We start from the raw sequence: 14,246 nt of genomic DNA on the forward strand, positions 1-14,246 counted from the left end.
GCGGTTAAAAAATCATTTTTAAGATCACCGGATAAACGAACCGACAACACCGTTAAAATCTTCAGCCAAAGGATTTCCCACAGCCTTAAATTTCCACTCGCTGCCTTCTCGATAAACTTCTCCCATCAACATATTTAATTTTCCTTCATAAGAAGGGTCATTTGACAAGCGATAGCGAGCTATTTCTTTCCCGGCGGCATCTACAGCTCTCACAAAAGCATTTTCTACCATGCCAAAATGCTGTTTTCTCTCTTTCCCATTGTAAATATTAACTCCAAAAATTATTTTGTGATATTGTGCTGACAAAGAGTTCAGTTTCACCAATATTTGTTCGTCGTCTCCGTCTCCAGCCCCCGTGAGATTGTCACCTGAGTGAACAACTGTTTTGTCCTTTGACTCCAAATTAGAGTAATAAATTACATCCTCTTTGTAGTTATTTAATTTGCCATTTTCTCCCAGCAGCATAGCGTAGGAATCTAAGTCAAAATTTGGACCGCTGCTTCGGCCGAAAATACTTTTTTTAGCTTTCGCTACATCCCAGCCCAAAGCCATTGTTAGTCTGGACAAGTCGTATTCGCTTTTGCTGAGAACAATGGATTGTCCTTTTGTCAAGTTGATAGCCATAGTTTTGTGATTTTGTAAGGTTTATAGTGAACGGGACTAAGGCAAAGTGTCACAGGCGCGATCGACTTTTAGGGTGCGTCAGGCGAAGTTCTAGACTGATTATCGATAATTTGGGTGTGTGACGCACCTTAATAATAGTGCCAGTTGCGTAAATCCTAGTGAAGTAGAATGATTGCCCTAAGCTAGCATTTTATTGGGCTGCAAAAGCTGTTTCTAGGGTAAGAGATTTTTGATTCGCGCTGATTTTACCCAATGCGGATATTCTGCTGTCAACAAATCGTATAATTCCTCATCTGCAATATGTTCGGGGTCTTCTAAACTGAAGAAATCGGCGTTGTCTAGGTAGCGCGAGCCCATTTCGTCAAGCTGTTCTAAAAAGCTAAAATCGCTCGCTACGGCTCTTGCTAACCACCCGCGAGCTCCCTTACTTTTGACATCTTTTTGCGACTTGCCGATTGCCATAAACTGCCAAAATATCGGCTCGTGGGACGACCATTGTAGCTGCTGCTTGCTTTCCGATTCGTCCGCAGTTTCTCCATCAGTTACAAACATCACGTAGACAGGTCGATCGGCTTTAATAGGTGCGTAGCGCCTGCTACCGCGAGCGTCAGGAAAATAGAAGTTTCTAATTTCCTTCATCACTTTACCGTAGTAAGTACCTCCTTCTAAAGGATACTGTTGCAGTATATGGTCGATGAAGTTTGAAAAATTGTCGATCGACATTTCACCGGGATTGTGGGGGTTGACTCCAAACAGAAATATTTCGATGGCTGCGTTGTCATCAAACCGACATCCCAAAGCCAAAATCTTCTCGGCCAAACGCTGAATTTTTCCTGAACGGTATAGGGAAGACATGGAAGCAGAAATATCGAGGCAAAGCGCTACTTGAGCATTGTGATTTGTTAGATTTGCTTTCTTGAGCGAGATATCGGCTTTCTTTGCGAGATTGAAAATGTGCGGCGCTTTCTCCTGAAGCTTTTTGTCTAATGCTATAGCTTTCTGACTTTTGCTGCTATCTTCAAGAACTGGTAATCTAGGTTCGGCTGGCTTTTCTTGCTGTTGCATCTCTGAATGATACTTGTCAACAAAACTCTGCAACCCTGCTTTATATCCTTGTCCTACGGCCTGAAATCTCCAAGCTGCATCATTTTTATACAACCGTCCAAATTCGACTGCTGTTTCTTCAGAAAAAGCTTCTGTTAAATCATACCGCGCTAGTTCGCTGCCGGTTTCGGGATTGTACAATCTGATAAAAGCATTTCTGATTTGGCTGAAATTTTGATGTTTAGCGTGTGCGTCGTGAATCGTGACCACAAAAACCATTTCCTCAACAGCAGCCGTTACTTTTTCTAAGTCTACATAAATTGTCTCGTCATCCCCTTGAGTTTGACCTGTTTGATTATCTCCCGAATGGGCGATCGCTCCGTCCGGCGACTGCGAGTTATTGTAAAATACAAAGTATCTTTCATCGGGGATTTTGCCATCAGAACCTAATGCAAAAACCGAGGCATCGATATCGCAGCTTTGCTGGTTTGAGTCAGATAAACTTAGTTCAGTTGCTATTTCCCACCCCAGGGCGATCGCAACTTTTGTTAAATTAGGAGATGTTTTAGAAAGATTAAATCTTTCGCCCTTCTTTAATTGAATTCCCATCTGGTTTATCACCTCATGAGTCTGGCTTAAAATCGAGGGAAACATTCCTGCTTCCGAATTTTCCCTCGATTTATTTAGCTGAGATCGATCGCCCTCCGATCAGGCATACTTCTCTACAAAGCTTTGCAAGCCTGAATTATAGCCTTGTCCTACAGCTTGGAACCTCCACTCGCCGTCTTTCTTGTAAAGTCTGCCAAACTCTACCGCAGTTTCCCTAGAATAATCCTCGTCCAAATCGTACTTAGTTACCTCTGTGTTAGTAGTAGTGTCGTAAATCCTGATAAAAGCATTCCGCACTTGACCGAAGTTTTGCCTTCTCGATTCTGCTTCGTGGATAGTTACCACAAACACAATTTCTTGCACCGCCGGATCGACTTTGGTTAAATCGACTGTAACGGTTTCATCATCGCCAAATCCTTCTCCGGTTCTGCTATCTCCCAGATGTATTACAGAAGTGTCCGGCGACTCCTTGTTGTTGTAGAAAACAAAGTATTGTTCGCCGGGAATTTTGCCAGTAGCCCCCAACATAAACACGGAAGCATCTAAGTCAAACGCTGCGCCCGTGTCTGTAGCGTTGATATCCCATCCCAAACCAATCCCGGCATTTTTCAGACCAGGTGCTTCTTTAGAGAGATTGATTCTCCCGCCTTTTTCCAAATTGATAGACATTCGCCCTCCTATTCACAACATCACTGGCGTTACTACTAGCAATTATATCAAGTGTTATAGTAAGTTGACAATTTGCTTTTGGTACTCATCCTCTGTGATTAGTTCGTGGGTATTTTCCACTCTGTCTAAAAACACGATTCCATCTAAATGGTCGTGTTCGTGTTGAAAAATTCGGGCTACAAAGTCGGTCAATTCTTGTCGCTGGAGTTTGCCGTCTCTACTGGTGTATTCTATCTCGATCGCCCTACTTCTCGGCACCAATCCCCGAATCCCCGGAATGCTCAAACAGCCTTCCCAGTCTTTGACTGTCTCTGTTGATGTAGCCACAATCCGGGGATTAATCATCGCTGTGGGCTCCATGCTGGGTGCTTGGGGATACCGCAGGTTGGGGCGCGATGCGACGATGAACAGGCGATCGGACTGAGCCGCTTGAGGGGCGGCAATCCCCACTCCGTTTGCCTGCTGTACTGTACAGATTAAGCTGTCAATCAACTGTTGAATGCGATCGTCCTTAATATTCTCGACAACTTGCGACGGGCGGCGCAGCACGGGATTTCCTAATTGAGAAATTTGCAATATTTCTGCCATATTAATTAGTCATTGGTAATTAGTAATTTGTAACAACCGTCAACTGTCAACTGCCAACTGTCAACCATCAACAGATTATCGAACTTTTTGAATCGGCAAACTCCCCGGTTTAACAGTCAAATTAACTATTTGCCCGTTACGGTTAATTTCCATTTGCAACAGACCACCAACCTTAGCATTTTGCACGAACTCCTGAACAGCTTCCGACTGAATAATTTGCTGATTATTAATTTTTTGAATCACATCTCCAGCCCGCAAACCGGCTGCTGCTGCGGGAGAATTAGGAACAACGCTAACAATAGCCACACCCCGATCGACTGCAACTCGTAGGCTGCTGTTAGCATTGCTGTTAATTTGCTGCTTAACCTCCGGAGTCAGCGTCGCCATTTCAATGCCTAAATAAGCGTGTTCGACTTTCCCCGTCGAAATCAGTTCCTTCGCCACCTGTTGGGCCGCCTGAATGGGAATCGCAAACCCCAATCCTTGAGCACCTTGAATAATCGCCGTATTCATCCCAATAACTTCGCCCGAAGCATTCAGCAGCGGGCCGCCGGAATTCCCCGGATTAATTGCAGCGTCTGTTTGAATAAAACCGATCCGCTTGTCGGGTACGCCCACATCAGAGCTCGATCGTCCCGTAGCGCTAATAATCCCCGCAGTTACGGAATTGTCCAAACCCAAAGGATTGCCGATCGCGATCGCCCATTCCCCAGACAACAGCTTATCCGAATTGCCGATCGCCACCACAGGCACATTATTCGCCTCAATCTTCACCACAGCCACATCCGTCACCTTATCCGCCCCCAACACCTGCCCCTGAAAGCTGCGGCCGTCCTTGAGAGTTACATTTACCGTATCGGCTCCCTCTACAACGTGAGCGTTAGTGAGAATCACGCCGTCAGCACCGATGACAAAACCCGAACCAGTGCCCCGTTCGATCCCGCCCCGGCCGCCCGAATTCGGTTCTATGCCCAAAAAATCTTCCGGCGACAGCCCTCTATTTCCCGGTTTCACCCGGCGCGAAGCATCGATCCGAACCACTGCAGGGCCAACTTTTGCCACCGCAGCCACAATAAAATTCACATTACCTGCATCGCCCGACAAGGAAGCAGGCGGCAAGACTTTGCTAGCTCGATCCTTTGTATTAGGAGGCAGTTGCAATTTCGGTTCCAGGGCCCTTTGTCCCGAGTCGCCAGAATTTGCACGAAATTGAGAAACCGTCAGACGATCGCCCAACATGGCGGCCCCGGCTCCCGTTACCAGCAGCAATATGTAAATTGCCGGTTGCTTCCAAAATTTGCCAGTTGAACTTTTCATGGCCACGTTTTTAGGCTTTCCTGCCAAATCTAAATATTTGCTGAGCAGCTACCCGATACCTGGTTTGGGCTCCAAAGCGGCAAAAATTTTGGCGATCGGCAGACTCCCTTAAACTTTAGCATCTGAGGACTAAACTCTCTAGACTGTAGAATTAATATCTTGAATGCCGATCGGCAGAGGTGAGCAGTGGACATTCCCCTCGAAAGTCTGTGGAATCAGATACTTGAACGTCTCCAGGTACAACTGAGCAGACCTAGCTTTGAGACGTGGATCAAAACTGCCAGGGCCGAACAACTCGAAAATAACTGTTTGATCGTCAGCGCCCCCAACCCCTTTGCTCGCAATTGGTTGCAAAAATATTACGTCAAAACCATTGCCGATGCAGTCGAAGAAATTCTCGGCTATCCCGTAGACATTTACTTGACAATTGCCGGAGGAAACGAAACAGGCTGCAGCAGTGACTCCGCCATGATTTGGCCGTCCCCCATCGCCGCCGATGTCCCCGAAAGCCACTCGCTTCACCCCCCCAAACCCGCCAATTTAAACCCCAAATACCTCTTTTCCCGCTTTGTCGTCGGTTCTAACAACCGCATGGCTCACGCGGCCTCCCTCGCGGTAGCCGAGTCTCCGGGCCGAGAATTCAATCCCCTATTTTTGTGCGGTGGCGTTGGTTTGGGCAAAACTCATTTGATGCAGGCGATCGGTCATTATCGCTTGGAAATTGACCCCAACGCCAAGATTTTTTACGTTTCTACTGAGAAATTTACTAACGATTTAATCGCCGCCATTCGCAAAGACAGTATGCAAAGTTTCCGCGACCATTATCGGGCCGCCGATGTTTTATTAATAGATGATATCCAATTTATTGAAGGCAAAGAATACACTCAAGAAGAATTCTTTCACACTTTTAATACTTTGCACGAATCCGGAAACCAAGTAGTTTTAGCTTCCGACCGTCCGCCACAGCAAATCCCCCGCCTGCAAGAGCGTTTGTGTTCCAGATTTTCGATGGGATTAATTGCCGACATTCAATTGCCCGACTTGGAAACTCGGATGGCAATTTTGCAGAAAAAAGCTGAGTATGAAAATATGCGGTTGCCGCGAGATGTCATTGAATACATTGCTTCTAGTTACACTTCCAACGTTCGAGAATTAGAAGGTGCTTTGATTCGGGCGGTAGCATATCTTTCAATTACCGGTTTGCCGATGACCGTGGAGAATATCACCCCGGTTTTGAACCCGCAAACTGAAAGCGTAGAGGCGACTCCCGATGCAGTAATTGCAGTTGTGGCCGAGGCGTTTGATGTTTCTGTTGAAGATTTGAAAGGCATTTCCCGCAAGCGAGAAATTAGTCTCGCCCGTCAAATAGGGATGTATTTAATTCGGCAGCATACTGGTTTGAGTTTGCCGAAAGTTGGCGAAGTGTTCGGCGGAAAAGACCACACGACTGTGCTTTACAGTTGTGACAAAATTGCTCAGTTGCGGAACACTGACCCGAATTTAGCCCAAACTTTGCGTCAGTTGAGCGATCGAATTAACGTTGTCAGCCGCAAAAGTTGAATAAGCTGCTACGCATCTAAATTGAATACAAAGACGGGCAGGATGCCCGTCCCACAATAATTGTATAAAAATTGACTGTCAAATTAGATCCACAGCAGCTTAAGAAGGAAGGGACGACACTGATTCGGACACGCATACACGGATAAACAGATAGCCAACTCTGGACACCCCACGTTGCCGTTTGCCTACCCCCAAATAATCGATCGCACTCGATGACAGATGTAACCATCCATCGCCCGATTAATTTTTGGGAAACGTCACAGCGCCGTATCCTGACTGTGGGTAATATCAATTTCGATGACACCGGATTTGATCTAACCTGTGGAAAAACCTGTGGAAAATTTGCCCTGAGTTTGTGGAAAACTTTACTCGATCGCTCAAAATAGTTTTTGCACCAAAACCGACGGGCGATCGACCGTACCAGCTTTTCCACAAGTTTTCCACAGGTAATTTTTAGCGAAAAGTGACGCCCAGCAAGCAGTTAACTTTTTTTTCCACAGTTTCCACAGGGCGATCGCACAAAAATAATTCACTAAAATAAAAAAATAGGCGATCGCTTCGCACCCGAAACAGATAGTTCGCGACGCGCGCTGACCGAAAGCATCCAGGATACAAGCCCCCGGATTCATCCGTCCAGAAATAAAAAACCTGTATCCGATGAAACTTGCCCCCCGAATTTATTCGTGGGTTCAAGGCTTCAATTCTTTAATCTAAAATCTAAAATCTCAAATCGATTGACCTCATAAACCGGGTTTCTACGAAGATTTCTCATTTTTACAGACAAAACTTTGCGTAGAAACCGGGAATAAGCGCCCATGAGAGGAGCCCTGACAGAGAAAAACCGACCCGCCGGCTTTCTGTGATACCATTTGTTTCTGTTTCAAATCCGGTTAATTAACCTTCCACCCATGAAATTGGTTTGCAGCCAAAGTGACCTCAACGCCAACCTCTCGTTGGTAAGTCGGGCCGTTCCCTCCCGCCCGACACATCCGGTACTAGCCAACGTGCTCTTAGTAGCGGATGAGGAAAATCAGCGGGTTAGCTTGACAGCTTTCGATCTCAGTTTGGGCATTCGTACCAGCTTTGCAGCAGAAGTGACTGGCGGCGGCAGTTTTACCATACCCGCTAAATTACTCAACGATATTGTTTCGAGGCTCCCAGATGGAGAGATTACTTTAGAAGACGAAGCGGGAGACACTGTAGCATATCTCACTTGCAGTTCTGGCAGCTACCAAGTTAGAGGCATGGGCCCGGAAGAATTCCCCGAATTGCCCGCAATCGAAGCCGGAACAATCCTCAAATTGCCACCCGAAGCCTTGATAGAAGGACTCAAAGGAACTTTATTTGCTACTAGCCCCGACGAAGCAAAACAGGTACTTGCAGGCGTGCATTTAAAGGTATTGCAAGATTGTCTGGAATTTGCAGCTACAGACGGCCACAGATTGGCAGTAGTTCAAACTGCAAATGAAAAAGCCGAAGCGGAACAAACCGAGGAAGAATTTGAAGTGACAGTTCCCGCTAAAGCATTGCGGGAAGTAGAAAGAATGCTGGTGATGCGACAGTGGACTGAACCTGTCACCTTGCATTTTGAACAGGGTCAAGTAGTGTTTGAATGGGCCGACCAGCGGCTGACAACTCGCACCTTGGAAGGGCAATATCCCGCCTATCGGCAGTTGATTCCGCCGTCTTTTGAGCGACAAATTACCTTAGAAAGGCGATCGCTCTTAGCAGCAGTAGAAAGAATTGCCGTTTTTGCAGACCAAAAAAATAATATTCTCAAATGCAGCATCGACGAGGAGAATCAGGAAATTACTTTGTCTGTAGATGCTAAAGATGTCGGCTGTGGCAAAGAGTCAATGCCCGCACAAATTTCGGGAGACAGCATAGATATTGCTTTCAACGTGAAATATCTAATTGATATCTTAAAAACCGCTCAATCCCCAGAAATTCAACTGCAATTAAACGGTGCTTTAGCCCCCGTAATTTTCCAGCCTTTGGGTGGAGTCAATGCTACATTCTTGGTAATGCCCGTTCAGCTAAGAGCTTAAAAAGAGTCAGTAGTCATTAGTCAGTAGTCAGTAGTCAGTAGTCAACAATCACCGATGGTGCAACCGGACTCGATATAATTCATCTGCGTTAATCGGTGTTAATCTGCCTGTATCTGCGGTCAAAAAAAGAGAATTTATTAACCGCAGATGACAATGGATTGACGCTGATTCACGCAGATAAAGAGAAGAGAGATAGGAATAATTCCGAGGCTAACAGACTTGATATGACTTATTGCTTCAAATCAATGGCAACAAAATTTCAAATTCCGTACCAGTACCGGGCGTAGAATGCAAATTTAACTTGCCCGTATGCTTTTCCGTAACAATTTGATGGGTAATTGCCAACCCCAAACCGGTACCTTTTCCCGCCGGTTTAGTGGTGAAAAATGTATCAAAAATTCGCCGCTGAATTTCTGGCGGAATTCCCGGCCCGTTATCAGAAATTCTGATGGCTACCCAAGCATTATTTTGATTGTTTTTCGCTGCTTCTAGGCTGAAGTCGCCGTTTTGGCTGGCGGAGGATAGCTGTTTTGAATTTTGTCGATCGCCCCTAACATAATTTTGAATTAATTCCGAATTCACGCAGTCTCCGTCAGAACTGTCTATTACCTCAGTCTCAATAGTAATCGCAGGCACAAAGCCTTTTTCTCCTTTTGCCTCTTCCAAAGCGTCGATCGCATTGCTGATGATATTCATAAATACCTGGCTCAATTGACCGGAGTAACACTTGACTAAAGGCAAATCACCATAGCTTTTAACTACTTTAAACCCGTATTTGAGACGGTTTTTCATAATCAGCAGCGTACTGTCAATACATTCGTGGATGTTAGCTTCTTTCAACTTGGTTTCGTCCATGTGAGAGAAGGTGTGCAGGCTGGTGACGAGTTCGGTCAGCCTCTCTGATGAAACTTTCATACTTTTGAGAATTTCCACCCAATCTTCTTGCAAAAAATCAAAGTCTATCTCTTTTTTAAGTTCGTCAATTTTTTCGCTGTCACCTACAATATCTTCGTAAGCAGACAGCAAATCCATGATGTCTTTCGAGTAGTTGGACAAAAAGCCGATATTTCCCCTGATGCAGGTGACAGGATTTCTAATTTCGTGGGCGACTCCAGCTACCATCTGTCCCAAACTCGCTAATTTTTCGGTTTGAATTAGTTGAGATTGAGTTTGCTGCCTCAGCAATTTTGTCGCTAGTTCGTGAATGTTGGATTGGGCTACTAACAGTTCATGCACGTCTAGCAAACTATAAGTTTGAGGCGACACTTGAACTACAATCGGCTCGTACAGCAGTTCTTTCGATCGCAACAGCGACTTCCTCGCTGCATCCACAATTAAAGTATTGCTGGGAAAAATTAAACTCTCAGTTTCGGCAAAGCGGTACAAAGCCTTTACAGGTCGCTTTAAAAATAATTCTCGCCCAAAAGGACGGCTGATAAATTCTAAAAATCTCCGCCGAGAAATCATACCCGCAAATTTACCTTGATGGGTCACAATGACTCCTGGTAACAGCGGATTAGCTTCTAACATTTGGGAAATTTGCATTCCCAAATCTGTAGCTTCTACCTGAAAATCGTAAAGCGACAATTCTTGGAGAGTAGAGTCTAAACAAAGTTCTCCGATGGCAGCCTGGGACGTGGCTTGGACTGGTCTTTCTACGCAGGAGGTATTCAACATAAATTCATCAGCACACTTTTTTGGGGTTCTATTTGCCAGCAGACATTCAGCTACCAAAGGTCAGCAGGCGAGTTGCTGAGTGCTTTGACCGGCATCCCCCTGGCAAACTGCATTTTAAATTACACAAAAAACTGACGGTCGTAAAGGGCATTTTACCACTTAAAGTATTAGGCAAGATTGAGTATCACCGAGATAAATCCGCCCTGGTAATTATACCCAACTTTATTTTATACTGACTTGAGGAGTATTAACGCTTGGTTTGATTATTTAACTCTTAATTAATCTTGAGTTCTCGTCTTAACCTATTGTTAATAAAATTACCTAGCTGAAAAAGATAATTAAGTGAGAATAGAGGAAAATCGGAATTGCCCGATCGCGCGCGCGATGCACCCCGTCAGGAGACAAGTTAAAAGCACACATTGGGGCGATCGCGCCTTGCTGTCGAATGTACCGCTGGCTGCGCCTCCCTGAGTTTTAGCCCCGCGAGTGTCGCGGGGCGTCGGACCCGGAGCGCCCGTGCTCAGGCATCCTGTCTGCCTTTGACCTTATTTTTAGGAGATGTCTAATGATTATCAGAAAATTGGGTTGAACACCCCGTCCTTATAGGACGGCTTTAATTCAAGTATAGATATAAAAATTTCAACCTTTTAAATACAAAGAAGTATGACAAATTCTTCAATTAAGTAGACTTTTAGTTTAAAATAAAACCAGGTAAACAACAAATAGGAGGTGAGTCAATTTTGTTGACAAACTATGTTTACAAACTTCGTCCAAATCAAACGCAAGATTTGAAAATGTCAAACTGGGTGGATATGTTGAGAGGTCACTATAACTGGTGTCTGAACGACAGAATCATTCAATATAACCAACAGTTTTTTCAAGGGGACTACTGTCAGATTATTCATCAGGTTGAAGCTTGTCCATTAACCTGCTTCGTCAGTAAAAATGGTGCAACTGGCAATCCTTGGAAAGATTGCAAGGTAGATAAAGAAGGTAAACTCAAGAATCCTCGTCGCAGTGCTAGTGATATTCAAATCACATCCTTACCTGATTTAAAAACATCTAGACCTTGGTATAGTGGAATAGACTCAACTGTTCTACAGCAGAACGTTAAACGTTTAGATAGTGCCTACAAAAACTTCTTTGAAGGTAGAGGATTTCCTCAATTCAAAAACCGTAGTAACTTTACTTCTTTTACTTTTGTGATGGGAGTCAAGATACAAGGTAACAAAATCTACTTGCCCAAACTAGGGTGGATGCGGTTTTATAACTCACGTTCAATCCCTGATGGTTTCACTATTAAGGCTTGTGCTGTCAGGAAGCGTCAAAATGGTTGGTACGTGTCTATTCGGATCGAGAACAAGTCTGTTCCCGATTACATTGCCAAAGCTCTTGAGGATGTGGTTAAAGTAATTGGATGCGACTTGGGGATTGCAAAACTGGTTCATCTTTCCGATGGATATCAGATTAAAAATCCCAAATTCTCAACCAATAAAAAAGTTAAACGTACCTTAAAAATTAGACAGAGACGGGTTAGTCGCCAAGTCAAAGGTAGTAATAATCGGAAAAAAGCAGCTAAAAAAGTAGGACTATTACACCAAAAAATCAGCGATAGGCGTCAAGCGCATCAATGGAAAACGGCCCACAAAATAGTGGAGCGAAATATTGACGCAATTGCTTTAGAAAATTTACATATTTCTGGAATGCTACGTCGTTGTCTAGTGAAAACTGACGAGAAAACGGGAAGATTCCTCAAGAATGGACAATCCAGAAAAAAAGGTTTGAATCGCTCTATCTCCGATGCAGGCTGGGGTGAATTGATTTTAAAGATTGAGTATCTAGCTGCAAAGCAAGGAAAAGTCGTAATTAAAGTCAATCCTAAACACTCAAGCCAAGAATGCCGAAATTGCGGTCATATAGATAAGTCCAACAGAGATGGTGAAAAATTCATCTGTGTTGAATGTGGCTATCATGAACACGCGGATATTGGTGCTGCAAAAACCATTAGAGATAGAGCCTTAGAAATGGTACGCGGGGACTCCGCGAAACCGGGTGCTATGCACTTAAACGCCCAAAATATATCACCACGCTCAAAAAGCAAACGTGGTGAGGCAAGGGAACCCTATCACTAGGGATATTAAGGCCGCAATGTCTTAAGAATCCCCGTGCCTTCAGGTCGGGGAGTGTCAAGTTACTGATATTTCCATCCAGGGTTTCAAACGCGATTCACTATTTGGGTCATACCCATAAACCCAACTCTGAAACTCTTCCAAAGCGACCCGTTCTCGCGCCGCTTTTTCTGGGTCTTGTGTTCCTATGTCCGTTACATAGAAGCGCTGTTCGGCCAAAGCACTTCGGTCTTGGAGCACTTGGGTACGCGGGATGCGTCGGTTCTCATAGGTGGTCAAGGCTTCTGCGATGCTGGACGACTCGGAAAGACATTGAGCCAGTTCATAGGCATCTTCAAAAGTGCTATTAGCTCCATGTGCCAGCGAAGGGGACATTGGATGGGCGGCATCCCCTAGAAGTGTCACCCGTCCTTGGCTCCAACTCTTCAAAGGCAGCCGATCGCAGATAGGCGCAAATAAAATCTGCTCCGGATCAGTAGCTCCAATGATCCCCGTGAGCGGTTCCCACCAGCCGGAAAATTGATCGACGATGCGAGACTTGATTTCTGCTGCACTCTCATGCACAGGAGATTTTGGCATCAACACCCGTAGCGTCCAACATCTATAGCCGCCACCCACATCGAAGAAGTAAATTACTTTTTGCTCTCCCTTCATAAAAATCAGTTCATTGGGATTAAGCAGTTCGTGGTTATATTCGATCACTGCCCGCCAAGACATACTGCCCAAATAACGAGGTTCCCCATCACCGATCAGGGTTTTTCGCACTGGGGAGTTAATCCCATCTGCACCAATGAGCAGATCTGCCCGTACTGATTTATCCCCATCAAAATATGCTGTCACCCCGTTCTCATCTTGTTCAAAGCCGATGCAGCGATAACCCAAGTGGATCGCTTCCGGGGGGAGTGCACAGGCCAAGACTTGCTGCAAGCGCCACCACCAGAAAACCAACGTTGGCTGCCCGTATTTCTCCTGGTGGGTAGCTGTGTTTTGTGTGATTGTCTCTCCTGTATATTTTTTGAAAACACTCTGATTTAGTTGGCAGCTTGCACGTTTGAGATTCTCGACGATACCTGGAGAGATGGCATCCAGGGAGTTTAAGCCGTTCGAAAATAGAGCCAAACCCGCTCCCACTGGGCAAAATTCTTTGGCTCGTTCATAGACATGGGCATCAATGCCTTGTTTTCGTAGCGCGATCGCCGTTGCCAGACCTCCCAGCCCACCACCAATAACTGCGACTTTGTGAACAACAGGACCGCTAACTTGTTTGATTTCCATGTTCTGTACCTGATCAATTGATGATTCTTGATGCCTATTTGGGAAGTCTTAATTAGAGGCTCCACTGGTCGAGCAGCATCCGATGTTATAACAGTTCAGATGCTTTTTGCCTGGGCTGCTGAATGCTGATTTGAGCGTGGCTAGCGATCGCCAGTTTACACTATTTTTGGTGATGATTGGCTACCGCTCGCGATCGCAATTAACGCATTTTGGTACTGGAGCGTGTTACTGCGAGGTAATAAACTTAGTTTGTGACCGATCGCAATTTTAACCAGCATCAGATGTAACGGATACTCTAACGTCTATTTTCAAGAATGGACAACTGGGTGATGCAGAGTTACCGAGATTCTTGAGTATGTATTACTCATTATTGTCTCGGATGATTCACTCTCTCGCCACTCAACCCGTGTACGCTGCCCCTTGGGGGTGCGGAATGTGGGCTAGAATATGGCTAAAAGATGTCAAATCGGTTCTCTAAGAAATATCAAGTATAAGCAAGATAGATGCGCCCAGGCAATTAGGGCTGATTTTATTTGAGATTGAGTTTTTGGTATTAACGATTAGTTACCGACTGTAGCTGCGAGAACCGGATTTAAAATTTTTAACCTATTGTTAACACTAATTGAAATTGGTATTGAGTCGGTATTATTTACACAATTCCTTAATTCAAGCAAAAATTGGACAGCGAGGGATTTTTTAAGGGAAT

The 14,246-nt window shown here is 44.9% G+C and carries 13 protein-coding genes; 5 read left to right on the top strand and 8 right to left on the bottom strand.

Annotated features, from left to right (window positions below; genetic code table 11):
- Positions 1 to 24 precede the first annotated feature (24 nt).
- The 5 genes from ACUVJL_RS26715 to ACUVJL_RS26735 all read right to left on the bottom strand — a co-directional run bounded on the left by ACUVJL_RS26715 (position 25) and on the right by ACUVJL_RS26735 (position 4,851).
- The gene (locus tag ACUVJL_RS26715) at positions 25 to 624 is read right to left on the bottom strand and encodes a TerD family protein (RefSeq protein WP_445248599.1); all 600 of its coding nucleotides are present in this window, start codon (positions 622 to 624) and stop codon (positions 25 to 27) included.
- Between the two features lie 213 nt (positions 625 to 837).
- Positions 838 to 2,277, bottom strand: a complete 1,440-nt coding sequence (locus tag ACUVJL_RS26720) for a TerD family protein (RefSeq protein WP_445248600.1) — start codon at positions 2,275 to 2,277, stop codon at positions 838 to 840.
- 99 nt (positions 2,278 to 2,376) lie between these two features.
- Positions 2,377 to 2,946 (bottom strand): TerD family protein, encoded by a 570-nt coding sequence (locus tag ACUVJL_RS26725; RefSeq protein WP_445248601.1) that lies wholly within the window; start codon positions 2,944 to 2,946, stop codon positions 2,377 to 2,379.
- A gap of 54 nt (positions 2,947 to 3,000) precedes the next feature.
- The gene (def, locus tag ACUVJL_RS26730; RefSeq protein WP_445248602.1) at positions 3,001 to 3,534 is read right to left on the bottom strand and encodes a peptide deformylase; all 534 of its coding nucleotides are present in this window, start codon (positions 3,532 to 3,534) and stop codon (positions 3,001 to 3,003) included.
- A gap of 75 nt (positions 3,535 to 3,609) precedes the next feature.
- Entirely contained in the window at positions 3,610 to 4,851 is a 1,242-nt protein-coding gene (locus ACUVJL_RS26735) for an HhoA/HhoB/HtrA family serine endopeptidase (RefSeq protein WP_445248603.1), read from the bottom strand.
- 186 nt (positions 4,852 to 5,037) lie between these two features.
- On the opposite strand from ACUVJL_RS26735, the gene dnaA reads away from it, so the two are divergent.
- Together dnaA and ACUVJL_RS26745 are read left to right on the top strand one after the other, a co-directional pair.
- Positions 5,038 to 6,411, top strand: a complete 1,374-nt coding sequence (dnaA, locus tag ACUVJL_RS26740; RefSeq protein WP_445248604.1) for a chromosomal replication initiator protein DnaA — start codon at positions 5,038 to 5,040, stop codon at positions 6,409 to 6,411.
- A gap of 212 nt (positions 6,412 to 6,623) precedes the next feature.
- Positions 6,624 to 6,797 carry a hypothetical protein gene (locus tag ACUVJL_RS26745; RefSeq protein WP_445248605.1) on the top strand — a complete coding sequence of 58 codons (174 nt, stop codon included), beginning with the start codon at positions 6,624 to 6,626 and terminating at the stop codon, positions 6,795 to 6,797.
- On the opposite strand, the gene ACUVJL_RS26750 is transcribed toward ACUVJL_RS26745, so the two are convergent.
- A complete protein-coding gene (locus ACUVJL_RS26750; RefSeq protein ID WP_445248606.1) occupies positions 6,789 to 7,040 on the bottom strand; it encodes a hypothetical protein in 252 nt (83 codons plus the stop codon). The genes ACUVJL_RS26745 and ACUVJL_RS26750 overlap by 9 nt on opposite strands.
- A gap of 279 nt (positions 7,041 to 7,319) precedes the next feature.
- Between ACUVJL_RS26750 and dnaN the strand changes: the two genes are divergently transcribed.
- The gene (dnaN, locus tag ACUVJL_RS26755; RefSeq protein ID WP_445248607.1) at positions 7,320 to 8,459 is read left to right on the top strand and encodes a DNA polymerase III subunit beta; all 1,140 of its coding nucleotides are present in this window, start codon (positions 7,320 to 7,322) and stop codon (positions 8,457 to 8,459) included.
- Positions 8,460 to 8,696: 237 nt separating this feature from the next.
- On the opposite strand, the gene ACUVJL_RS26760 is transcribed toward dnaN, so the two are convergent.
- The gene (locus ACUVJL_RS26760; protein WP_445248608.1) at positions 8,697 to 10,136 is read right to left on the bottom strand and encodes a sensor histidine kinase; all 1,440 of its coding nucleotides are present in this window, start codon (positions 10,134 to 10,136) and stop codon (positions 8,697 to 8,699) included.
- A 794-nt stretch (positions 10,137 to 10,930) separates the two neighbouring features.
- Between ACUVJL_RS26760 and ACUVJL_RS26765 the strand changes: the two genes are divergently transcribed.
- Positions 10,931 to 12,268 carry an RNA-guided endonuclease InsQ/TnpB family protein gene (locus tag ACUVJL_RS26765; protein ID WP_445248609.1) on the top strand — a complete coding sequence of 446 codons (1,338 nt, stop codon included), beginning with the start codon at positions 10,931 to 10,933 and terminating at the stop codon, positions 12,266 to 12,268.
- Positions 12,269 to 12,322: 54 nt separating this feature from the next.
- Here the strand turns inward: ACUVJL_RS26765 and ACUVJL_RS26770 are convergent, their stop codons facing one another.
- A complete protein-coding gene (locus ACUVJL_RS26770; protein ID WP_445248610.1) occupies positions 12,323 to 13,540 on the bottom strand; it encodes an FAD-dependent oxidoreductase in 1,218 nt (405 codons plus the stop codon).
- A gap of 106 nt (positions 13,541 to 13,646) precedes the next feature.
- Between ACUVJL_RS26770 and ACUVJL_RS26775 the strand changes: the two genes are divergently transcribed.
- Positions 13,647 to 13,811 carry a hypothetical protein gene (locus ACUVJL_RS26775; protein ID WP_445248611.1) on the top strand — a complete coding sequence of 55 codons (165 nt, stop codon included), beginning with the start codon at positions 13,647 to 13,649 and terminating at the stop codon, positions 13,809 to 13,811.
- The last annotated feature ends 435 nt before the right edge of the window (positions 13,812 to 14,246 follow it).

This window comes from Microcoleus sp. OTE_8_concoct_300 (assembly GCF_031383065.1).
Taxonomy (GTDB): domain Bacteria; phylum Cyanobacteriota; class Cyanobacteriia; order Cyanobacteriales; family Microcoleaceae; genus Microcoleus.

Excerpts from the sequence above, each read along its gene's own strand:
- ACUVJL_RS26760 (WP_445248608.1), bottom strand. The coding sequence starts at position 10,136 with ATGTTGAATACCTCCTGCGTAGAAAGACCAGTCCAAGCCACGTCCCAG.
- ACUVJL_RS26765 (WP_445248609.1), top strand. The coding sequence starts at position 10,931 with ATGTCAAACTGGGTGGATATGTTGAGAGGTCACTATAACTGGTGTCTG.
- ACUVJL_RS26720 (WP_445248600.1), bottom strand. The coding sequence starts at position 2,277 with ATGGGAATTCAATTAAAGAAGGGCGAAAGATTTAATCTTTCTAAAACA.
- ACUVJL_RS26725 (WP_445248601.1), bottom strand. The coding sequence starts at position 2,946 with ATGTCTATCAATTTGGAAAAAGGCGGGAGAATCAATCTCTCTAAAGAA.
- ACUVJL_RS26715 (WP_445248599.1), bottom strand. The coding sequence starts at position 624 with ATGGCTATCAACTTGACAAAAGGACAATCCATTGTTCTCAGCAAAAGC.
- ACUVJL_RS26745 (WP_445248605.1), top strand. The coding sequence starts at position 6,624 with ATGACAGATGTAACCATCCATCGCCCGATTAATTTTTGGGAAACGTCA.
- ACUVJL_RS26735 (WP_445248603.1), bottom strand. The coding sequence starts at position 4,851 with ATGAAAAGTTCAACTGGCAAATTTTGGAAGCAACCGGCAATTTACATA.
- ACUVJL_RS26750 (WP_445248606.1), bottom strand. The coding sequence starts at position 7,040 with ATGAATCCGGGGGCTTGTATCCTGGATGCTTTCGGTCAGCGCGCGTCG.
- def (WP_445248602.1), bottom strand. The coding sequence starts at position 3,534 with ATGGCAGAAATATTGCAAATTTCTCAATTAGGAAATCCCGTGCTGCGC.
- ACUVJL_RS26770 (WP_445248610.1), bottom strand. The coding sequence starts at position 13,540 with ATGGAAATCAAACAAGTTAGCGGTCCTGTTGTTCACAAAGTCGCAGTT.
- dnaN (WP_445248607.1), top strand. The coding sequence starts at position 7,320 with ATGAAATTGGTTTGCAGCCAAAGTGACCTCAACGCCAACCTCTCGTTG.